Source organism: Micromonospora sp. NBS 11-29 (assembly GCF_002140155.1).
Lineage (GTDB): Bacteria > Actinomycetota > Actinomycetes > Mycobacteriales > Micromonosporaceae > Micromonospora.
Genome location: NZ_NAPR01000017.1, coordinates 287,925 through 309,067, shown reverse-complemented (window position 1 = coordinate 309,067; position 21,143 = coordinate 287,925). Strand labels below are relative to the sequence as shown.

The 21,143-nt window shown below is 75.1% G+C and carries 9 protein-coding genes and 9 pseudogenes; 12 read left to right on the top strand and 6 right to left on the bottom strand.

Annotated elements, in window-relative coordinates:
• A pseudogene (locus B1205_RS32115) lies at nt 1-432 on the top strand (RNB domain-containing ribonuclease); the annotation flags it as partial.
• Between the two features lie 119 nt (nt 433-551).
• On the opposite strand, the gene panB reads toward B1205_RS32115, so the two are convergent.
• Both panB and B1205_RS22060 read right to left on the bottom strand, forming a co-directional pair.
• Nucleotides 552-1,397, bottom strand: a complete 846-nt coding sequence (panB, locus tag B1205_RS22065; protein ID WP_089157328.1) for a 3-methyl-2-oxobutanoate hydroxymethyltransferase — start codon at nt 1,395-1,397, stop codon at nt 552-554.
• Between the two features lie 125 nt (nt 1,398-1,522).
• Nucleotides 1,523-3,261, bottom strand: a pseudogene (locus tag B1205_RS22060) (NAD+ synthase).
• 207 nt (nt 3,262-3,468) lie between these two features.
• Between B1205_RS22060 and B1205_RS22055 the strand changes: the two are divergent.
• The 5 genes and pseudogenes from B1205_RS22055 to B1205_RS22030 all read left to right on the top strand — a co-directional run bounded on the left by B1205_RS22055 (nt 3,469) and on the right by B1205_RS22030 (nt 9,759).
• Nucleotides 3,469-4,763 (top strand): annotated as a pseudogene (locus B1205_RS22055) (glutamine synthetase family protein).
• A gap of 82 nt (nt 4,764-4,845) precedes the next feature.
• Complete coding sequence (locus tag B1205_RS22050) at nt 4,846-5,271, top strand: DUF350 domain-containing protein (protein WP_089157327.1); 426 nt, start codon at nt 4,846-4,848, stop codon at nt 5,269-5,271.
• Between the two features lie 32 nt (nt 5,272-5,303).
• Nucleotides 5,304-5,996, top strand: a complete 693-nt coding sequence (locus B1205_RS22045; protein WP_089157326.1) for a helix-turn-helix transcriptional regulator — start codon at nt 5,304-5,306, stop codon at nt 5,994-5,996.
• A gap of 69 nt (nt 5,997-6,065) precedes the next feature.
• Nucleotides 6,066-9,349, top strand: a pseudogene (locus B1205_RS22035) (NACHT domain-containing protein).
• A gap of 38 nt (nt 9,350-9,387) precedes the next feature.
• Nucleotides 9,388-9,759: a VOC family protein gene (locus B1205_RS22030; RefSeq protein WP_089157323.1), complete on the top strand. Its 372-nt coding sequence runs from the start codon at nt 9,388-9,390 to the stop codon at nt 9,757-9,759.
• Between the two features lie 61 nt (nt 9,760-9,820).
• Here B1205_RS22030 and B1205_RS22025 read toward each other — a convergent pair whose 3' ends face one another.
• The 3 genes and pseudogenes from B1205_RS22025 to B1205_RS22015 form a co-directional block, all read right to left on the bottom strand.
• Complete coding sequence (locus B1205_RS22025; protein ID WP_089157322.1) at nt 9,821-10,795, bottom strand: hypothetical protein; 975 nt, start codon at nt 10,793-10,795, stop codon at nt 9,821-9,823.
• 172 nt (nt 10,796-10,967) lie between these two features.
• Nucleotides 10,968-11,351, bottom strand: a pseudogene (locus B1205_RS22020) (hypothetical protein); the annotation flags it as partial.
• Between the two features lie 222 nt (nt 11,352-11,573).
• Nucleotides 11,574-12,515 carry a S66 peptidase family protein gene (locus B1205_RS22015; RefSeq protein ID WP_089157321.1) on the bottom strand — a complete coding sequence of 314 codons (942 nt, stop codon included), beginning with the start codon at nt 12,513-12,515 and terminating at the stop codon, nt 11,574-11,576.
• A gap of 66 nt (nt 12,516-12,581) precedes the next feature.
• Between B1205_RS22015 and B1205_RS22010 the strand changes: the two genes are divergently transcribed.
• The 6 genes and pseudogenes from B1205_RS22010 to mptB (B1205_RS21990) form a co-directional block, all read left to right on the top strand.
• Nucleotides 12,582-13,349 carry a type 1 glutamine amidotransferase gene (locus B1205_RS22010; protein WP_089157320.1) on the top strand — a complete coding sequence of 256 codons (768 nt, stop codon included), beginning with the start codon at nt 12,582-12,584 and terminating at the stop codon, nt 13,347-13,349.
• A 1-nt stretch (nt 13,350) separates the two neighbouring features.
• Nucleotides 13,351-13,578: pseudogene (locus B1205_RS33515) on the top strand (hypothetical protein); the annotation flags it as partial.
• Nucleotides 13,579-13,608: 30 nt separating this feature from the next.
• Nucleotides 13,609-16,332 (top strand): annotated as a pseudogene (locus tag B1205_RS22005) (bifunctional [glutamine synthetase] adenylyltransferase/[glutamine synthetase]-adenylyl-L-tyrosine phosphorylase); the annotation flags it as partial.
• Nucleotides 16,325-17,974, top strand: a complete 1,650-nt coding sequence (locus tag B1205_RS22000; protein WP_140158121.1) for a hypothetical protein — start codon at nt 16,325-16,327, stop codon at nt 17,972-17,974. The pseudogene B1205_RS22005 and the gene B1205_RS22000, both read left to right, overlap by 8 nt.
• Nucleotides 17,975-18,022: 48 nt before the next feature.
• Nucleotides 18,023-19,447 carry a polyprenol phosphomannose-dependent alpha 1,6 mannosyltransferase MptB gene (gene mptB, locus B1205_RS21995; protein ID WP_089157317.1) on the top strand — a complete coding sequence of 475 codons (1,425 nt, stop codon included), beginning with the start codon at nt 18,023-18,025 and terminating at the stop codon, nt 19,445-19,447.
• Nucleotides 19,448-19,458: 11 nt separating this feature from the next.
• Nucleotides 19,459-20,916, top strand: a pseudogene (gene mptB, locus B1205_RS21990) (polyprenol phosphomannose-dependent alpha 1,6 mannosyltransferase MptB); the annotation flags it as partial.
• Nucleotides 20,917-20,962: 46 nt separating this feature from the next.
• On the opposite strand, the pseudogene B1205_RS32110 reads toward mptB (B1205_RS21990), so the two are convergent.
• Nucleotides 20,963-21,143, bottom strand: a pseudogene (locus B1205_RS32110) (glutamine synthetase); the annotation flags it as partial.

The window sequence follows — 21,143 nt, the reverse complement described above, 5'->3', positions numbered from 1 at the left end:
GCCGCGTACGCGCACGTCACGGCGCCGTTGCGGCGGCTCGCCGACCGCTACGCCACGGAGGTCTGCCTGGCCCTGCACGCGGGCCGTGAGGTGCCCGCGCACGTCCGGGACGCGCTGCCGAAGCTGCCGGAGGTGATGGCCGCGACCGACCGGGCCGCGGGCGCGGCCACCCGGGGCGCGGTGGAGCTGGCCGAGGCGGTGCTGCTGGCGCACCGGGTGGGGGAGACGTTCGACGCGGCGGTGCTGGACGTGGACGAGCCCCGGCCGGCGGGCAACGGCCGCCCCGGCCGGCCGCCCGGCGGCACGGTCGCGCTGGACGAGCCGCCGGTGCGGGCCCGCTGCACCGGCGAGCTGCCGCTCGGCGAGCGCGTGCGGGTCCGGCTGACGGTCGCCGACCCGACCGAGCGCCGGGTCGCGTTCGAGCGCGCCTGACCCGGCTCAGCGCTGCGCGCTCCCGGAGTGGGTTAGGAAGGGGCCCCGCTTAACACGCCGGTGTTAAGCGGGGCCCCTTCCTCTACCGAATCCGTTAAAAGGGGGCCCCTCCTTACACCTCAGAAGGTGTGTTCGGGGGCGGGGAACTCGCCGTCGCGTACCTCGTCGGCGAACCGGCGGGTGGCGTCGGTCAACGCGCCGGCCAGGTCGGCGTAGCGCTTCACGAAGCGCGGCGCGCGCCCGGTGCGCAGCCCGGCCATGTCCTGCCAGACCAGCACCTGCCCGTCGGTGTCCGGGCCGGCGCCGATGCCGACGGTGGGGATGCGCAGCTCGCCGGTGACCCGCTTGGCCACCTCGCCGGGCACCATCTCCAGCACCACCGCGAACGCGCCCGCCTCGGCCACCGCGCGGGCGTCGGCGAGCACCTCCTCGGCGGTGTCGCCGCGGCCCTGCACCCGGTAGCCGCCGAGCGTGTGCTCGCTCTGCGGGGTGAAGCCGATGTGCGCCATCACCGGGATGCCGGCGCCGACGATCGCCTCGATCTGGGCGGCGCAGCGCCGGCCGCCCTCCAGCTTCACCGCGTGGCAGCCGCCCTCCTTCATGAACCGCACCGCGGTGCGCAACGCCTGCGCCGGTCCCTCCTCGTACGAGCCGAACGGCAGGTCGCCGACGACCAGCGAGTGCCTCGTGGCCCGCACCACGGCGCGGACCAGCGGCAGCAGGTCCTCGGCGGTGACCGGCAGCGTGGTCTCGTAGCCGAAGACGTTGTTCGCCGCCGAGTCGCCGACCAGCAGCACCGGGATCCCGGCCTGGTCGAAGATCGCGGCCGTGTACTGGTCGTACGAGGTGAGCATGGCCCACCGCTCGCCGCGCTCCTTGGCGGCGATCAGGTCGCGGGTGCGGACCCGCCGGGTGGCCGGCCCGCCGTACAGGGCGGTCACCTCGGTCGGGGTGGACTCCACCATGACGATCTCCTTCCTCGAGGCCGCGCACGCGGTCCCCGGGTTCCCCCCGATCGTCGCACCGGACGGCGGGCGGGGGCAGGTCGCAGTGGAGGATGTCACTCCCTCCCCGGCGGGCCGGGGAGCGCTCAGCCGTCCTCGCGCCAGCGGTTGGTGATCGGCAGTCGCCGGTCCCGCCCGAACGCCTTCATGGAGATCTTGGTGCCGGGCGCGGACTGCCGCCGCTTGTACTCGGCGGTATCCACCATCCGCAGCACCTTGTCCACCACCGCCGGGTCGTGGCCGGACTCGACCAGGCCGTCCCGGCCCAGGTCGCCGTCGACGTAGCCGATCAGGATCGGGTCGAGCACGTCGTAGTCGGGCAGCGTGTCGCTGTCGAGCTGGCCGGGGCTCAGCTCGGCCGACGGCGGCTTGCCGATCGAGTTCTCCGGGATCGGCGGCGTCTCGCCGCGCCGCGCCGCCTCCGCGTTGCGCCACTTCGCCAACCGCCAGACCAGCGTCTTCCACACGTCCTTGATCGGGTTGTAGCCGCCCACCGAGTCGCCGTAGAGGGTCGAGTAGCCGACCGCCAGCTCGCTCTTGTTGCCGGTGGTGAGCACCAGGTGGCCCTCCTGGTTCGACAGCGCCATCAGGATCACGCCGCGTACCCGGGCCTGCAGGTTCTCCACCGCCACCCCGGACAGCGACATGTTGGCCAGGTAGGTGTCCACCATGGGCTGGATCGGCTCGATCCGGTAGTCCAGGCCGGTGCGCTTGGCCAGGTCCTCCGCGTCGCTGCGGGAGTGCTCGGAGGAGTGCTGGCTGGGCATCGAAACGCCGACGACCCGCCGCGGGCCGAGCGCGTCCACCGCGAGCGCCGCCACCACCGCCGAGTCGATGCCGCCGGAGAGGCCCAGCACCACCGACGGGAAGCGGTTCTTGTCGACGTAGTCGCGCAGCCCCAGCACCAGCGCCTGCCACNCTCGATGATCCCGCCGGTCGCCGCCGGCCCGGTCGGCGCGGGCGGGACGGCGGGCACCTCGTGGCGGACCAGCCGCATCCCGTCGGCCAGGTCGGTCGCGCCACCGGTCGCCGCCGGCGCGGCCGGCAGCTCCACGTCGTGCACGAGCAGGTGCTCCACGAACTGCGGCGCGCGGGCCAGCAGCGTCCCGTCGGCGTCGACGATCAGCGAGTCGCCGTCGTAGACCAGCTCGTCCTGACCGCCGACCATGTTGACGTACGCGATGGCGGCGCCCGCCTCGGCGGCGCGGCGGCGTACCAGCGGCAGCCGGGCGTCGTCCTTGTTCAGCTCGTACGGCGAGCCGTTGATGCTGAGCACCAGCCCGACGCCGGCCTGCCGGGCGACCGCGAACGGGCCGCCGGCCTGCCACAGGTCCTCGCAGATGGTCAGCGCCGCGTCCACCTCGCCGATCCGCACCACGGTCAGCGTGTCGCCGGGGACGAAGTAGCGGTCCTCGTCGAACACCCCGTAGTTGGGCAGGTGGTGCTTGAAGTAGGTGGCGGCCACCTCGCCGCGGTGCAGCAGCGCCGCCGCGTTGCGGGCCCCCCGGCCCGGCTCGGCGTCGGCGCTGACCTGCGGCGGCCCGTCCGCGTCCAGGTAGCCGACCAGGACCGGCAGGTCACCGAGGCCGTCGGCGGCCAGGTCGGCGGCGAGCCGGTGCAGCGCGGCCCGGGACGCGGCGACGAAGGACCGGCGGAAGACCAGGTCCTCGACCGGGTAACCGGTCACCATCAGCTCCGGGAAGAGGACGAGTTGGGCGCCGGAGTCGGCGGCCTTCCGGGTCCACTCGCGGACCCGGTCGGCGTTGCCGGTGAGGTCGCCGACCGTCGGGTTGACCTGGCACAGGGCGAGACGCAGGGTGGGCATGTCCCCATCCTTCCCCAGTCGTCCCGCGTGAATCCGGTCGGCCGGGCGAGACGCCCGCCACCACGGGCCGGCGTCTCCCGCTGCGGGACACGGCGGGGCGCAGCGCCAGGTTAGGGCGTAACGTCTGCGTAACGGGGCCGATGGAGACTGGGCGGTCAGCCGGTCCGGCCCGATCGGTGCAGGACGTATGTGTCACGAGGGGTGGATGTGGACCGTCAGCAGGAGTTCGTCCTCCGTACGCTGGAGGAGCGGGACATCCGTTTCGTCCGGCTGTGGTTCACCGACGTGCTCGGCACGCTGAAGAGCGTCTCGGTGGCCCCGGCGGAGCTGGAGTCGGCCTTCGAGGAGGGCATCGGCTTCGACGGCTCCGCGATCGAGGGGTTCGCCCGGGTCTTCGAGTCGGACATGGTGGCCATGCCCGATCCGACCACGTTCCAGGTGTTCCCGTTCGAGGGCGGGGTCAGCGGCGAGAGCGCGCGGATGTTCTGCGACATCCTGCTGCCCGACGGCAGCCCCTCCTGGGCCGACCCGAGGCATGTGCTGCGCCGGATGCTCTCCCGCGCGGCCGACAAGGGCTTCACCTTCTACACCCACCCGGAGATCGAGTTCTTCCTGCTGGAGAACGGTCCGCAGGACGGCTCGGTGCCCACCCCGGTGGACACCGGCGGCTACTTCGAGCACACCACGCACGCGGTGGCGCGTGACTTCCGCCGCCAGGCGGTGCTGGCACTGGAACGGATCGGCATCTCGGTGGAGTTCAGCCACCACGAGGTGGCCCCCGGCCAGCAGGAGATCGACCTGCGCTACGCCGACGCGCTCACCACCGCCGACAACATCATGACGTTCCGGCACGTCGTGAAGGAGGTGGCGCTCTCCACCGGGGTGCAGGCCAGCTTCATGCCGAAGCCGTTCACCGACCAGCCGGGCAACGGCATGCACACCCACCTGTCGCTGTTCGAGGGCGAGCGCAACGCCTTCCACGACGCGGGCGACCCGATGAAGCTGTCCAAGGTCGCCAAGTCCTTCATCGCCGGGCTGCTCACCCACGCCCGGGAGTACACCGCGGTCACCAACCAGTGGGTCAACTCCTACAAGCGGCTGTTCCCGCAGGCGCTGCCGGACCGCATCACCGAGAGCCCGGCGTACGTCTGCTGGGGTNCCGGGTGGAGGTCCGGTCGCTGGACTCGGCGACCAACCCCTACCTCGCGTTCGCGGTGATGCTCGGCGCCGGCCTGAAGGGCATCGAGGAGGGCTACGAGCTGCCCCCGGGCGCGGAGGACGACGTCTGGTCGTTGAGCAGCGCCGAGCGCCGCGCGATGGGCTACGAGGCGTTGCCGGAGAACCTGTCCGAGGCGATCGACGTGATGGCCGGTTCGGAGCTGGTCGCCGAGGTGCTCGGTGAGCACGTCTTCGACTTCTTCCTGCGCAACAAGCGGGCCGAGTGGGAGCAGTACCGCCGCGAGGTCACCCCCTACGAGCGCCAGCGCTACCTCTCGCTCTAGATCGGGTTGGTGCGGTGCCGCTATCGTCTGCGGCACCGCACCGGCATCCGCGCCGGGCGGGCGAGGCCGGGGAGGGCGTTCGGTGCTGGGAGACCTGCTCGACGGGGCGTGGCAGAGCATCGTGTTCGGGGTCGTCGGGGTGGGGTTGATGGCCGCCGGCTTCCTGCTGGTCGACCTGCTCACCCCGGGCCGGCTGCGCGAGCTGATCTGGGTCCGCCGCAACGGCAACGCCGCGCTGCTGCTCGCCGCCAACCAGCTCGGCATCGCCGGCATCGTCTTCACCGCGGTGCTGACCAGCTACAGCTCGTTCACCAAGGGCCTGGCCTCCACGGTGGTCTTCGGGCTGGTCGGCCTGCTGGTGATGGCGCTGGCGTTCCTGGTGCTCGACCTGCTCACCCCCGGCCGCCTCGGCGACGTCATCGCCGCCGACGAACCGCATCCGGCGGCCCGGGTCAGCGCCGCCACCCACTTCGGCGCCGCGCTGATCGTCTGCGCCTGCATCGCCTGACGGCTGTCGTACCCCCGGGTTAGCGTCCGGGGGTGAACCGCACCGACCGTCTCGACGCCCTGGTGGAGGAGTTGCGCGCGGTGTCGCCGCGCCCGCGCAGCGCACGCTGGCTGGCCCGGCGCTTCGAGGTCAGCACCCGCACGGTCGAGCGCGACATCACCGCACTCCAGGGCGCCGGCGTGCCGATCTGGGCCGAGCCGGGCCGCACCGGCGGTTACGTGGTCGACCGGGCGCGCACGCTGCCGCCGGTCAACCTGACGCCGGCCGAGGCGGTGGCGATGGCCGTCGCGCTGCACCGGCTGGGCGGCTCTCCGTTCGCCCCGGCTGCCGGGGCCGCGCTGCGCAAGCTGGTCGCGGTGATGCCGACCGTCGCGGTGGTCGAGGCGCACCGGCTCGCCGGCCGGGTGCACCTGGTCGGCGACGGGCCGGGCACGCCCGTCCCGGCCGCCGTCGCCGGTGCGGTCGCCGCCGGGCGGGTGCTGCGCCTGGGGTACGCCGACCGCGACGGCACCGATTCGCTGCGGGACGTGGAGCCGCTGGCCTACCTGGGCAACTCGACGCACTGGTACCTGGTCGCCTGGTGCCGGCTGCGCGACGGCGTGCGTTGCTTCCGCACCGACCGGATCCGCTCGGTGCACCCGCTGGCCGAGCCGGTGACCCGCGAGCTGCACCCCGGCGACCTCGACCTGCCGCCCGACCGGGTGCGCCCGCTCAGCCTGGTCTGAAACCCGACTGCGGGCGGTTGCCCGCGTCCGCGATCCTGGTGGGTCTGCCGTCCCCGGGGAGGAACGCGCGTGCCCGACACGCTCAGCTACGCCGACGCCGTCCGCCTGCTCGGCGGCGAGAAGAGCAAGGTCGTCGACTGGTTCGACAAGCTGACCGGGGGCGCGCTGCTGGCCGCGTCGGTGCCGGTGCCGGCGCTGCTCGGCCTCTTCGACGCCAAGGCCGAGTTCGTCCGGCTCGGCCACGAGTTGNCCTGGAGGCGGCGCACGCGGTGATCGCGGTGACCGCGTGCTTCGAGGCGCTCGACGGCCTCGACCTGCCGTTCGACCTCGGGGAGCTGGCGATCGACCGGGCCGACCAGCTACATCTGGCGAGCGTCCAGCACATCGCCGACGACCTCACCCACGCGCTGTTCGCCACCGTCGCGCCGGTGCCCGGCCCGCACCTGCCCCAGCCGGCGCTGCGGTCGGCGCTCGTCGACTGGTACGCGCAGGTGGAGCTGCGGTTCCTGTTCTTCCTCGGCGGGCTGAGAGCCGGCGACGAACTCACCGACGCGGGCTGGCGGGCCACCGAGCGGGCCCTCGCCGGTCTGCCCGCCGCCGCCGTCGACCGGTACGTCGCCCTGCTGCACCGGCTCGCCGTGGACTTCCCCGAGGTGTCCTTCTGGATCGGCCTGCACGAGCACGAGGCCACCCGGGTCGAGGTCCGCCGGCTGTCGTTGGGCCTGGCCGACCTGCACCGGGCCCTGGCCGAGCTGTCCACCGGGTCGGCTCCGGACGGGCGGCGGGCCGGCCTCGCCGCCGCGTACACCGCCGAGCTGGCCCGGCCGATCATCGCCTCCGGCGACGTGCCGGCCGGGCTGACCGTGCCGACGCTCGGTGAGGCGTACGTGCCGCCGCTGTGCCGGATCGCCGACCTGGACGCCGCCGCGCGGCCCAGCGACGAGAGCTGGTGGGCCGACCGGCCGGACCGCGACGACCTGTGGCAGGCGCTGGTCGTGCACTTCACCTCGTCCGGGGCGGTCCGGGCACCGTTGCTGGTGCTCGGGCAGCCCGGCTCGGGCAAGTCGGTGCTCACCCGGGTCGTCGCCGCCCGACTGCCCGCCGCCGACTTCCTGGTGGTCCGGGTGGTGCTCCGCGACGTCTACGCGGCCGGCGACATCCAGGAGCAGATCGAGCAGGCGGTGCGGCAGGACACCGGCGAACGCGTCGAGTGGCCGGCGCTGTCCCGCTCGGCCGGCGACGCGCTGCCGGTGGTGCTGCTCGACGGTTTCGACGAGCTGTTACAGGCCACCGGCGTCAGCCAGACCGACTACCTGCGGCGGGTGGCCGAGTTCCAACGGCGGGAGGCCGACCAGGGTCGACCGGTGGCGGTGGTGGTGACCAGCCGGACCAGCGTTGCCGACCGCGCCCAGCCGCCGCCCGGCACGGTCGCGGTGCGGCTGGAACCGTTCGACGAGAGCCGCGTCGACGCCTGGGTGCGGACCTGGAACCGGGTCAACGCCGCGGCGTTCCGGGTGCCGGGTGCCCGGCCGCTCGACCCGGCCACGGTGCTGTCGCACCGGGAGCTCGCCGAGCAGCCGCTGCTGCTGCTGATGCTGGCCCTCTACGACGCCGAGGGGCGCGACCTGCGCCAGGCCGGCGAACTGCGCCGTGGCGAGCTGTACGAGCGGCTGCTGCGCCGCTTCGCCCGGCGGGAGGTGGTCAAGCAACGCGCCGGCCTGCCCGAGCCGGAGCTGGACCGGGCGGTCGAGGAGGAGCTGTGCCGGTTGGCCGTGGTGGCCTTCGCGATGTTCAACCGGGGCGCGCAGTGGGTGAGCGCCGCCGACCTGGACGCCGACCTGGCCGCGCTGCCGTTCGGCGGGTCGGCGTCGGGTCGACGCGACGGGCTGCGCGCCCCGCTGGCCCCGGCCGAGGTGGTGCTGGGCCGGTTCTTCTTCATCCACCGCGCCCGGGCCGGTGACGAGACGCGGCACCGCGAGACGTACGAGTTCCTGCACGCCACGTTCGGCGAGTACCTGGTGGCCCGACTCACCGTGCAGGTGGTCGACGACCTGGTCAGGCGGCGCGGCGCGGCCAGCCTCACGCTGACCGCCGAGCCGGTCGAGGACCACCTGCTGCACGCCCTGCTCTCGTACGCGGTGCTCAGCAGCCGGGTCACCGTGCTCGGCTTCATCGAGGAGAGGCTGCGCGCCGATCCCGACCGCGCGGCCTGGGCCGATCTGCTGGTGCGGTTGTTCCGGGCCGCGCCCTACGCGACCGGCAGCCGCCGCTTCGACGACTACCGCCCCCGTCGCCTGCGGGAGCCCGCCCGGTGCGCCGCGTACACGGCGAACCTGTTGCTGTTGATCCTGGCGGCGGCGGGGGAGACCGACGGCCGGACGCTGTTCCCGGAGGACCCGGTGGCCGAGTGGCGGGCCCAGGTGGGGTTGTGGCGCTCCCAACTGTCACCGGAGGAGTGGCAGGGGCTCAGCGATCTGCTGTCCCTGGACCGGCTCGGGTCGGGGCCGGACCGGGACGTCCGACTGCGGCTGGGTTACGGGCTGCTCGCGGTGCCGCCGGACGCCGACCCGCTGTGGGCGCTCGGCCTGCCGCCGGGGTCACCCGTCGGCCTGCCGGCCGAGCTGCTGACCCGGGTCCGCCGCGCCGCCCACCTCGCCTGTGACGTCGACGGGGCGGTGCTGGCCGGTGCGTTGGAGCCGATGTTCGACAAGCTGGCCACGGCACTGGCCGTGATCGACGGGCCGAAATCGGGCGGCTCCTCGTCCGCCGCGCACGCGCTGCTGGAGGCGTGGCTGCTGCCGTTGCGGTCGGCGTCGCAGGAGGAGCGGCGGCGGGTGTACCTGCGCTGTGTGTTCCTGGCCGAGCGCGCTGAGGACGTGCTCCCCAGATGGGACCGGATCGCCTTCGTGCGCCTGCTGCTCGACCGGGTGGCCGGCGACGACGAGGCATCCGCCGAGGTGGTGGTGGAGGTGGTGGAGGCCGTGCGCCGGCTCGGCCTCTCCGACTGTCGGGAGGTCACGTCGACGATGATGCGTTGCGTGCACCGGGTTCTCGGCGCAGATCGGGGGGTGGACCAGCGACTCGCCGCAGTCGTCGAGGAGGTCACGAAGGGGCCCACGCCGGACTACGTCATAGCGGATGAGGTCATCCCGGACGTGCTCGTTCGGCTGCACGAGACCGGGGTGGCGACGGTGCTGGTCGCGCCGTCGTATGTCCAGGGCTTCGTCCGGCAGTACGGCGAGCGGCGGCCTGACCTGGTGCGCCGGCTGGTTCCGCTGGTCAACGACCCGGCGAATCTGCCGTCGAAACACCGACAGGACGCTGTCGCGGACACCCCCGACGCTGGTTCCTGACGACGCCGGCCGACCGGCCGGCGCGGTGAGGAGACAGCATGTCCAGCACGCCGGTGACCTGGTTCGAGATCGGCTCCGACCGGCCGGACGAAGCGCAGCGGTTCTACGCCGACCTGTTCGGCTGGAGCTTCGAGGAGCAGGGCGGCCCCGGCCGGTCGTACCGGCAGACGGCGGCCGGCGGTGAGCGGGGGATCGGCGGCGCGATCCGGGGCACCGACTCCGACGCCGACAACTACGCGATCTTCTACGCCCAGGTGGCGGACGTGGCGGAGACCTGCCGGCGGGCCGAGGCGGCCGGCGGCACGGTGGTCGCGTCGCCGGTGACCGCCCCGACCGGCCTGACCCACGCCCGACTGCGTGACCCGTCCGGCAACCTGCTCGGCGTCTTCACCCCACCGGCCGAGGGCTGAGCGCGCTTTGGGTGCGGTTGTGGTCGCCCTGACGACGACAACCGCACCCGAACCCTCGGGGCTAACCCGCGCCGCAACAGGACAGGACGGTCACCAGCACGGAGGCGGCGATCCACCCGAGGTCGGCGGCGGTGCGGTCCGGCCGCGTGGCCTGGGCAGGTGGGATTTCGGGTGGGGCGGGGGCCGGGCGCGGCCACGCCGCCCAGTACGGCCGGTTGGCGGCCTTGAGCAGCAGGTAGAGCACCGTGGTGACCAGCCACCAGTACTGCAGTGCGGTGTCGGCGCGCTGCCGCGCGGGCAGCGCGAACAGCGCGAGCGCGACGGTGAGGGCGGTGGCGAGCGCGGCCACCCGGGCCGTCCAGCGGTGCCGGACGAACAGCGCCAGCCCCAGCAGCGGGACGAGCAGGACGGCGATGTCGGCGACCCGTACGCCGGAGTCGCCGAGGGGCAGGTCACCGGTCTCACCGAGCCGGTCGAGGAAGCCGTCCGGCCGGAGGTGGCGCAGGACGACGACCAGGCCGACGGCGGCGGTCAGCAGCTTCACCTGGAGCAGGCGGCGGCGGGCGCGGCGTTCGTCGTCGGGGTGCCGGTGGCCGCCCGGACCGTGGCGTCGCCGTCGCACCAGCTCGTCGACGCTGGCGACGACGACCGCGAACATCTGGACGTAGAGGAAGCTCCACAGCGAGGCCACCCAGCCGTACCCGCCGCTGTGGCGGCTGCCCGCGTAGACGACCCCGAACACGACGCTGACCACCGTCAGGGACGTGAAGCCCAGCGGCCACGCCACCGGGGGTACGCCGGCGATCCCGCGGATGCCGACGATCAGCAGCAGTAGGAGGGGCGGGGACACGAGGAAGGCGATCGACGACCACTGCACGGCCTGCGACGCCTCACCGGACGAGCCCAGTCGGGTGTACCAGACGAAGGCTGCCGTGGCGGCCAGCCAGCCGAGCGTCGCGAGCAGCAGCCCGAGCCACGGCACGCGTTGCCGGAGCAGGTCGAAGGCCCGCTCGATGCTGCCGAAGATCAGGTCCATCTGGTGCCCCGTCCACCGTCGGCGCGCTGGTGGTGACCGAGCACAGTGAAGCAGCGGCGGGCAAGGNGGACGTGCCGGCCGCCGCCACCCCGCCGGGGATCAGGGGTGGGTGGCCCCGCCGGGGCCGGTCGGGAGGGAGGTGCGACCGGCGAGGGGTGACGGGGCCACCGGGTCAGTTGCCGCCCTGGTCGGCCTTGCTGCCCTGGTCGGCCTTGCCGTGCCAGCCCTGGTGGCCGGGGAACCCGCCGGCCCGGCCCGGGAACACGCCGGCCTCGGCGGCCTTGAGCACCGCGTCGGCCTGCTCCTGGGTCAGCTTGCCGTCCTTGACGGCCTGGGCCAGCCGCTCCTTCAGGGCGGCCTGCCGGTCCTGCGCCGACGGCGGCGTGGGGCGTTCCGGCCGGTCGGCCTGCCGCTGCTCGCGCAGCTTCTCCAGCGCCGCGGTGACCTTGTCGGCCGGCACACCCAGCTCGTCGGCGAGCGCCTCGGCGAACGCGGCCTGCCGGTCCGCGTGGCGCTCGGCGCCCCGGTCGGTGCTGACACTCGGGGACGGGCTCGGGCCGCCGTCNGGCCGACCAGCAGGTGCTTCCTCGTCGTGCGGATCATGCGGTTCTCCTGTTCGGTGGGATGCGTGACGTGACCGACAGTGACCGCCGACCCTGGGTAAAACCCATGCCGAACCTGTCAGCCACCTGGCAATCCCACCCGCGCCCCCCGTTCATCCCGTCGATCATGAAGTTGGCGGCAGTTGTGGATCTCTACGCTGCCGCCAACTTCATGGTCAACGCGGAGAGGCCCGGACGGCGGGGGTGATGGTCAGGGTGCCGGTGGTGGTGTTGAGGACGGCGGGGGTGTTGATGGGGACGGTGAGCTGGTTCGGGCCGTGGCCGATGGGGAGGCCGCCCAGGATGGGCACGCCCAGGGTGCCCAGGCGGTCGGTGAGTACCTCGCAGACCGTGGTGTCCCAGCCGTCGGCGCAGTCGGTGAACTGGCCGACCGCCACCCCGGCGATGCCGTCCAGCGCGCCGCAGCGGCGCAGGTGGGTGAGCATCCGGTCGATCTTGTACGGCGGCTCCTGCACCTCCTCGACCAGCAGGATCGCCCCGGTCAGGTCGGGCATGTCCGGGGTGCCGATGGACGCGGTGATCAGGCACAGGTTGCCGCCGATCAGCCGGCCCTCGGCGCGTCCGGGCACCCGCACCGGGTACGTCTCCTCCGCCTCGACCGCCGCCACGGTCACCGGCTCGGTGGTCGTCAACGCGGCGTGCAGCGACTCGGCCGAGCGCAGCGGGGTGCGCTCGTCCCGCCAAGCGGCGCCCGGACCGTGCACCCCGGCCAGGCGGGCGCCCCGCCAGAGCGCGAACTGCAACGCGGTGATGTCGGAGAACCCGGCCACCACCTTCGGGTCGCGGCGTACCGCCACCATGTCGATCGAGTCGACCACCCGCTGCGCGCCGTAGCCGCCCCGGGTGCAGATCACCCCGCGGATCTCCGGGTCGGCGAACGCGGCGTTCAGGTCCGCGGCCCGCAGCGCGTCGTCACCAGCCAGGTAACCCCGCCGGGCGTACGCGTTCGGCGCGGGCACCGGCCGCAGCCCCCAGCCGGTGAGCAGCTCGATGCCGCGGGCCACCCGTTCGGGACGGGTCGGTCCGGACGGCGACACCAACATCACCGCGTCGCCGGGACGCAGGGCCGGTGGGCGCAGGCAGTCGTCGGTGGGCACGACGGCGAGCCTAGTGCGGCCGAGCCGGACCGTACGGTGTCGGGCGTACCGACTAGCCTCGACGTCGTGGCGACCGCGCTGGTGATCGAGAACGACCCGACCGACGACCTCCGCCGACTGGGGGAGTGGCTCACCGAGGGGGGCCTGGAGCTGCACGTCCTGCGCCCGCACGCCGGCGACGCGCTCCCCGGCGACCTGACCGGCTATGCCGCGCTGGTGGTGCTCGGCGGCGACCAGCAGGCCTACCCGCTGCCCGACGCCGGCCCCGGCGCGCCCTGGTTTCCGGCGCTGGAGGGGCTGCTGCGCAAGGCGGTCCGGGGGCGGGTGCCCACGTTGGCGATCTGCCTGGGGGCGCAGTTGCTCGCCACCGCGCACGCCGGCCGGGTCGAGCGCAGCCCGTCCGGCCCGGAGGTCGGGCCGAGCGTGGTGGGCCGGCGCGACGCCGCCGAGCACGATCCGCTCTTCCGGTACGTGCCGTTGATGCCGGACGTGCTCCAGTGGCACGCCGACGAGATCACCGAGCTGCCGCACGGCGCGACGCTGCTCGCCGCCTCCACCCGCTATCCGCACCAGGCGTTCCGCCTCGGCGACCGGGCCTGGGGGTTGCAGTTCCACATCGAGTGCGACACCGAGATGATCGCCGACTGGTCCCGCGACTCGGTCACGCTGGCCGAGCTGGGTTACGACCCGGAGCTGGTGGTGGCCGCCTGCGACCGGGTGATGGCCGACGTCGAGGAGGCCTGGCAGCCGTTCGCGATCCGGTTCGCCGCGCTCGCCCTCGGCGACCTCGACGACGACCGCACCCGCCGCAACCTCCCGCTGCTCGGGGCGTGAGATGACCCGGCCGGCCCACGGGCGCCTGGCGCGCTACGGCTTCGCCGAGGGCGACGGCGCCACCCGCGCCGTCGACCTGCTCGGCCCGGACGGGCTCGCCCTGTGGCGGCCGGACGTGCAGGAGCCGGTCGACGAGCGCGCCGCCGAACTGCTCACCGCGTTGTCCCGCGCCGCCGACCCGGACCTGGCACTACGTCAGCTCCACCGGCTGGTCGAGGCCGAGCGGCGTCACGGCGACGAGACCGCGGTCCTGGACGGCCTGGCGCACGACCCCGGCCTGCGTCGCCGGCTGGTCGCGGTGCTCGGGGCCTCCTCGGCGCTCGGCGACCACCTCGTGGCCAACCCGGGGCAGTGGGCGGTGCTGGCCACCGAGCCGGACGGGCTCGCGCCGACCGCCGACGGGCGGCTCGACCTGGCCGCCGCCGCCAAGCTGACCACGCTCACCGGCGCGNTGCGGATCGCGGCGGCCGACCTGACCGGCGGGCGCGGCCTGGAGCAGACCATGGCGGCGCTCTCCGGGCTCGCCGACGCCACCCTCGCCACCGCCTACGACATCGCCCTCGACGAGCTGCCCGAGGGCACGCCCCGGCCCCGGCTGGCGGTGGTGGCGATGGGCAAGTGCGGGGGCGACGAGCTGAACTACGTCTCCGACGTCGACGTCATCTTCGTGGCCGCCGGCGACGACGACCTGACCGCCGCCACCCAGGTCGCCACCCGGCTGATCCACATCTGCGGGCTGGTCGCCTGGCCGGTCGACGCCGCGTTGCGGCCCGAGGGCAACCGGGGTCCGCTGGTCCGCACGCTCGCCAGCCACCTGGCCTACTACCGCCGCTGGGCCCGCACCTGGGAGTTCCAGGCGCTGCTCAAGGCCCGTCCGGCGGCCGGCGACCTGGAGTTGGCCCGGGAGTGGATCACGGCGCTCGCCCCGCTGGTCTGGACCGCCGCCGAGCGGCCGGAAGCGGTCGAGGACGTCCGCGCCATGCGCCGAAAGATCCTCGACAACGTGCCGCCGAGGGAGCTGGAACGCGAGATCAAGCGCGGGCCGGGCGGGCTGCGCGACATCGAGTTCGCCGTCCAGCTCCTCCAGCTCGTGCACGGTCGCGGCGACGAGGCGCTGCGGGTGCCGGGCACCGTCCCGGCACTGCGGGCGTTGGTCACCGGCGGCTACGTCGGCCGTGCCGACGGCGAGGCGCTGCTGCGCGGCTACCGCTTCCTGCGCGCCGTCGAGCACCGGCTCCAGCTCCAGGGCCTGCGCCGGACGCACACCGTGCCGACCGAGCCGGCCGCGTTGCGATGGCTCGCCGCCGCGCTCGGCTACGCGGCCACGCCGGGCCGCAGCGCCGTCGAGGGGTTCCGCGCCGACTGGGTCACCCACGCCACCGAGGTACGCCGGCTGCACGCCAAACTGCTCTACCGGCCGCTGCTGGAGTCGGTGGCCCGGGTGCCGGCGGAGGGGCTGCGGCTCACCCCGCAGGCGGCCCGGCACCGGCTGGAGGTGCTCGGTTTCGCCGACCCGGCCGGCGCGCTGCGGCACCTTGAGGCGCTCACCGGCGGGGTCAGCCGCACCGCCGCCATCCAGCGCACGCTGCTGCCGGTGCTGCTCGACGAGTTCGCCGACGCCCCCGAGCCCGACCGGGGGCTGCTCAACTACCGGCAGGTCTCGGACAAGCTCGGCAGCACCCCGTGGTATCTACGCCTGCTGCGCGACTCCGGCCCGGTCGCGCGCCGGCTGGCCCGGGTGCTCTCCTCCTCCCGGTACGCCGCCGACCTGCTGGCCCGCGAGCCGGAGGCGCTGCGGCTGCTGGCCGAGGACAGCGAGCTGACCCCGCGTCCCCTGCAGACCCTGGTCGAGGGCTTCGTCGCGGCGGCCGCCCGGCACGACGACCCGGTGGAGGCCACCCGGGCGGTCCGCGCGCTGCGCCGCCGCGAGCTGGTCCGGATCGCCGCCGCCGACGTGCTCAGCCGCGCCGGGGCGCTCGCCCCGCTCACGCCGCGCCCGGTGGGCGGTGGGGCACGCCGGCCCACGGTGGTGGACGTGAGCGCGGTCGGCGCCGCCCTGTCCCACGTCACCGACGCCACGTTGACCGCCGCGCTGCGCGCCGCCCGGGCCGCCCAGCCCGGGCCGCCGGGCCTGCGGTTCGCCGTGATCGGCATGGGCCGCCTCGGCGGGTACGAGTCCAACTACCTCTCCGACGCCGACGTGCTCTTCGTCCACGACCCGCCGCCGGGCGTGGCGGAGAGCGAGGCCAGCGCCGCCGCGCACGCGATCGCCGAGGAGCTGCGCCGGCTGTTGTCCGCGCCCGCCCCCGACCCGCCGCTCGGCGTCGACGCCGACCTGCGACCGGAGGGCCGGCAGGGTCCGCTGGTCCGCAGCCTCGGCGCGTACGCCCAGTACTACGCGCGCTGGTCGAAGGTGTGGGAGGCGCAGGCGCTGCTGCGGGCCCGGTTCGTCTGCGGCGACGCCGACCTGGGCGCGGAGTTCGAGGCGATGATCGAGCCGGTGCGCTACCCGGCCGACGGGCTGACCCGCGAGCAGACCGTGGAGATTCGCCGGATCAAGGCGCGGGTGGAGACCGAGCGGCTGCCCCGGGGCGCCGACCCGGCCACCCACACGAAGCTGGGCCGGGGCGGGCTCGCCGACGTCGAGTGGGCGGCGCAACTGCTCCAGCTCCGGCACGCCGGCCGGCTGCCGGCGCTGCGCGGCACCCGTACCCTCGACGCGCTCGCCGCCGCCCGCGAGGCCGGCCTGCTCGACCCCGACGACGCGGCCGAGCTGGCCGCCGGCTGGACGCTCGCCGCCCAGGTCCGCGACGCGTTGATGCTGGTCCGCGGTCGAGCCGGCGACCAGCTTCCCCGGCACGGCGTGGAGTTGGCCGGCGTGGTGCGCCTGCTCGGCCACGACGACGCCGGCGAGTTCCTCGACGGATACCTGCGCACCGCCCGCCGCGCCCGCGCCGCGATGGAGCGGGTCCTCGGTGCCTGACGTGCGCGACCGGCCGGCGTCGGCCGGGACCGCCGGGTGGGTCGGCCGCCGTCCGCTGCCCGGCTGGCTGCCGGCGGTCGCGGTCGCGGCGCTGCTCTCGGTGGCGTTCCTGCTCGCCCCGCCGATGGGCACGGACCTGGCCGCGCAGGTCGCCCGCGCCGACTTCGTCGCCCGGCACGGCGGCACGCCGATCGACCTCGGCTGGTACGCCGGCGTGAACCAGTACGGCTACAGCCTGTTCACCGCCCGGCTGGGCGCGTGGCTCGGGGTGCGGCCCTTGGGCGCGCTGGCCGCCGTGTCGGGTGCGGCGGCGCTGGGCTGGCTGTTCGTCCGGCACCGGGCCCGCCGGCCGGTGCTGGCCGGGGTGCTCGGCGCGGTGGTGCTGGTCGGCAACCTGGCCAGCGGCCGGGTCACCTTCGCCGTCGGTCTCACGTTCGGGTTGTTCGCGCTCTGCGCGGTCGGCGCCGAGCGGCCCGCCCGGTGGGCGCGGTTGACCCTGGCCGCCCTGCTCGCCGCCGCCGCCACCTGGGCCAGCCCGGTCGCCGGGCTCTTCACCGGGCTGGCCGGCGCGGCGCTGCTGCTGGCCGCGCTGCGCCCGGGCGACGGGCCGGGCCGGCCGGTGGCGTTCGGCTGGCGGGCGGACCGTCCGCTGGCCGAGAGCCTGGTGCTCTGCCTCGCGCCGGCGCTCGCGCTCGCGCCGATGGCCGTGCTGTTCGGCAACGGCGGCACCCAGCCCTACTCGGCGGCGTCGATGCGGGACAACGTGGCGTTGGCGGTGCTGGCGTTCGCCGTGCTGCCCCGGCGACGCCGGGCCCTGCGGATCGGCGCGGTGCTCACCGTGCTGCTGCTGGTCGGCGCCTACTACCTGCCCAGCCCGGTCGGCTCGAACGCGCTGCGCCTGCCGATGCTGTTCACGCTGCCGCTGCTCGCCGGGTACGCTCCGCTGCCCGGCCGGTGGCTGGCCGGCCTGCTCGCCGCCACCCTCTGGTGGCAGAACCCGGTCATGGTCGGCGACGTGACCCGCGCCGGGCCGCCGGAGAGCGCCGCCGGGTTCCACCGCCCGCTCGCCGAGGAACTGGCCCGCCGGCAGCCGGTGGGCCGGGTCGAGGTGGTGCCGCTGCGCGACCACTGGGAGTCGGCGTACCTGCCGCCGACGGTCCCGCTGGCGCGCGGCTGGGAACGGCAGGTCGACACCGACCGCAACGCGCTCTTCTACGCCGACGGCCTCACCCCGCAGGCGTACGCGGACTGGCTGCGCCGCACCGCGGTCCGGTACGTCGCGGTCGCGCCCGACGCGCCGCCGGACCGGTGGGGGCGCGACGAGGCCGACCTGGTGCTCGCCGGTCAGCCCTACCTGCGCGAGGTGTGGCGGGACGCGAACTGGCGGCTGTACGAGGTGTCCGACCCGACACCGCTGGTGGCCGCGCCGGGCGCGTTGGTCGCCTCGGACCAGGCCCGGGTGCGGTTCACCGTGGACCGGGCCGGTGACGTGCCGGTGCGCGTCCGATGGTCGCGCTGGCTCTCCCTGGCCGGGCCGGGCGGGTGCCTGCGACCCGGGCCGGACGGGTGGACCGAGGTCCGGGTGCGCGCCCCGGGTGAGTTCGCGATCTCCAGCGGTCTGGTCCCGCGACACCACTGCTGAGCGCGTGAGTTGATCCTGACGGCGGGTGGGGCGGGCCGGGCTGGCAGCATGGCGGGCGTGTCCCACCACCTGTCACGCTGGACCGGCCTGGCCGGCGCCCTGCTGCTCGCACTGGCCGCCCTGCTCGGGGGCGCCCGGGCCGACGCCCCGCTGCGGACCAACCCGGTGAAGATCTGGCAGGGGCCGCACGGCCCGCTGGTCGTCCTGGCCTGGCTGGTCGGCACCGCGCTGCTGGCCTGGGCGTGGTGGTCGCTGCGGGACCGGGTGCCGTCCGTGCGGTGGGCGCTGGTCACCGCCGGGCTCTGGCTGACACCGCTGCTGCTCGCGCCGCCCTTCGGCAGTCGGGACGTCTACGCGTACGCGTGCCAGGGCGCCAGCTACGCGGCCGGGATCAGCCCGTACGAGCAGGGGGTCTCCGCCCTGCCCTGCCCGTGGTTGGACACCGTCTCCTACATCTGGCGGGACACGCCGGCCCCGTACGGCCCGCTCTTCGTGGTCGTCGCCGGTCTGGTGGTGAAGGCGACCGGCTCGCTGACCGCCAGCATCGTGCTGTTCCGGCTGCTCGCCCTGGTCGGGGTGGCGCTGACGGCGTGGGCGGTGCCGGTGCTGGCCCGCCGCTGCGGCGTACCGGCCGAGCGGGCGGTGTGGCTGGCGCTGGCCTGCCCGCTGGTCGCGGTGCACCTGATCGGCGGGCCGCACAACGACGCGTTGATGGTCGGCGCGCTGGTCGCCGGGCTGGCGGTGGTGGCGTCCCGGCCGGGTCGTCCCGGTCCGTTGCTGGCGGGCGGGGTGCTGCTCGGCGTGGCCGTGGCGATCAAGGTGACCGCCCTGGTCGTGGTGCCGTTCGCCGCGCTGGCGGCGATGGTCGGGCCGTACCGGATCCGGACGCTGCTGCGCGACGGCGGGTGGGTGGTCGGCGGCGCGGTGGCCGCCGTCGTCGGCGCGACCGTCGCCGGCGGCCTGGACTTCGGCTGGGTCGGCGGCCTGTCGCAGGGCGGCGCCGCGGTCGCCTGGACCTCACCGCCGACGGCGGTGGGCCAGACCGTCGGGTACGTCGTGGCGCCGTTCGGCCTGCACGTCGACGCGCTGCCGGTGACCCGAGGGATCGCCGTGGTGCTCCTCGCCGGGTTGCTGGTGTGGCTCTGGTGGCGGGCCCGCACCCGTGATCCGCTCTACTACGCCGGCCTGGCGCTGGCCCTGACGGTGGCGCTCTCGCCGGTGGTCCACCCCTGGTACTGGACGTGGCCGCTGGCCGTGCTCGCCGCGACCGCCCCGGTGCGGGACCGGTGGTACGTCGTGGTCGCGCTGGTGGCGTCGTTCCTCATCCTGCCCGACGGCACCGGCCTGCCGCGCTACACCAAGATGCCCGGGGCGCCGCTGATGACGCTGTTGGTGATCGTGGTGGCGGTCCGGTTGGTACGGTCGGTTCGGGCGGCCCGCCGGCCGGTCCCCGCCGCGCGAGGAGCCGACTGAGGAGAGCGCCGGTGAGCGAGCCCGACGCGCCGGTGCGGCCGGTCGCCGCTCCGCTCGCCCGGTACGCCGGTCTCGCCGGGGCGCTCCTGCTCACCGCCGCCGGCTGGCTGGGCGGGGCGCTGCCCGACGCCCCGCCGCGTACCACGCTCGCCGGTCTCTGGCAGGCCCCGCACGGGCCGGCGGCGCTCGGCTGCTGGTTGGTGGGGACGGTGCTGCTGGTGGGCGCCTGGTGGTCGCTGCGGTGGGGCGCCCCGTCGGGCCGGTGGGCGTGTCGGACCGCCGGGCTGTGGGCGCTGCCGCTGCTGGCCGCGCCGCCGCTGGGCAGCCGGGACGTCTACTCGTACGTCTGCCAGGGCTGGACCTGGACGCGGGGGGACAGCCCGTACCGGGTGGGGGTCGCCGAGGCCGGCTGCCCGTGGGTCGACTCGGTGTCGCCGATCTGGCGGGACACCCCGGCGCCGTACGGGCCGTTCTTCGTGCTGCTGGCCGGGCTGGCGGTGCTCGCCGGCGGTGGCCTGGTCGGGGCGCTCGTGCTGTTCCGGCTGCTCGCGGTGGCCGGGGTGCTGCTGGCCGCGTACTGCCTGCCCGGCCTGGCCCGGGCCGCCGGGGTGCCCACCCGCCGGACGGCCTGGCTGGTGCTGGCCTGCCCGCTGGTCGGGGTGCACCTGATCGCCGGCGCGCACAACGACGCGCTCGCGCTCGGCCTGGTCCTGGCCGGGCTGCTGGTGCTGGTCCGCCGACCGAGCGCGGCGGGCGCGCTGGTGGCGGCCGGGGTGCTGCTGGGCCTGGCGGTCGCGGTGAAGGCGGTCGCCGTGGTGGTGCTCCCGTTCGCGGCGCTCGCCGCCGTGCCCGGCCGGCACACCTGGCGGGCGCTGCTGCGCGACGGTGGCCGGCTGACCGTGGCGGTCCTCGGCACCCTGCTGGTCGTCTCGCTCGCCACCGGTCTCGGGCCGGGCTGGGTGGGCGGGATCGGTAGCAGCGGTGACTCGCAGCAGTGGACCTCCCCGCCGACCGCGGTCGGTTTCGTGGTCGACTACGCCGGTGCGCTCGCCGGTCGCCGGCCGCACGCCGTGCCGGTGGCTCGGACGGTCGCGTTGGTGCTGCTGGCCGGGCTGCTGGTGGCGCTCTGGTGGCGGGCGTGGACAGCGTTGCGCCGCCACGCCGACACCCGGCCCCGGGTGGCGCTGCTCGGCGCCGGCCTGGCGCTGGCCGCCACCGTGCTGCTCGCCCCGGTCTTCCACCCCTGGTACGCGGTCTGGCCGCTGGCCCTGCTCGCGGTGTCGGCGGTGCCGCTGGCCCGGACGGTCTGGTTCGTGGCGCCCGCCGCGCTGGCCTCGGTGCTCACGCTGCCCGACGGCACGAACCTGGCTCGCTTCACCAAGGCGCCCGGCGCGGTGCTGACGACCGTGCTGGTGGTGGGGGTCGCGGCGGCCGGCGTCCGGGCCCTGGTGCGCCGCCGTGCTGCGCGCNGCTCCGCCATCGCGGAGCCGGCCCGGCCGGTGCTGACGAGCGTGCTCAGCAGTCGAAGTACATCGCGAACTCGTGCGGGGTCGGGCGCAGGCGCACCGGGTCGACCTCGTTGGCCCGCTTCCAGTCCACCCAGGTGGAGATCAGGTCCGGGGTGAACACGCCGCCGTCGAGCAGGTAGTCGTGGTCGGCCTCCAGCGAGTCGAGCACGGCCGGCAGCGAGCCCGGC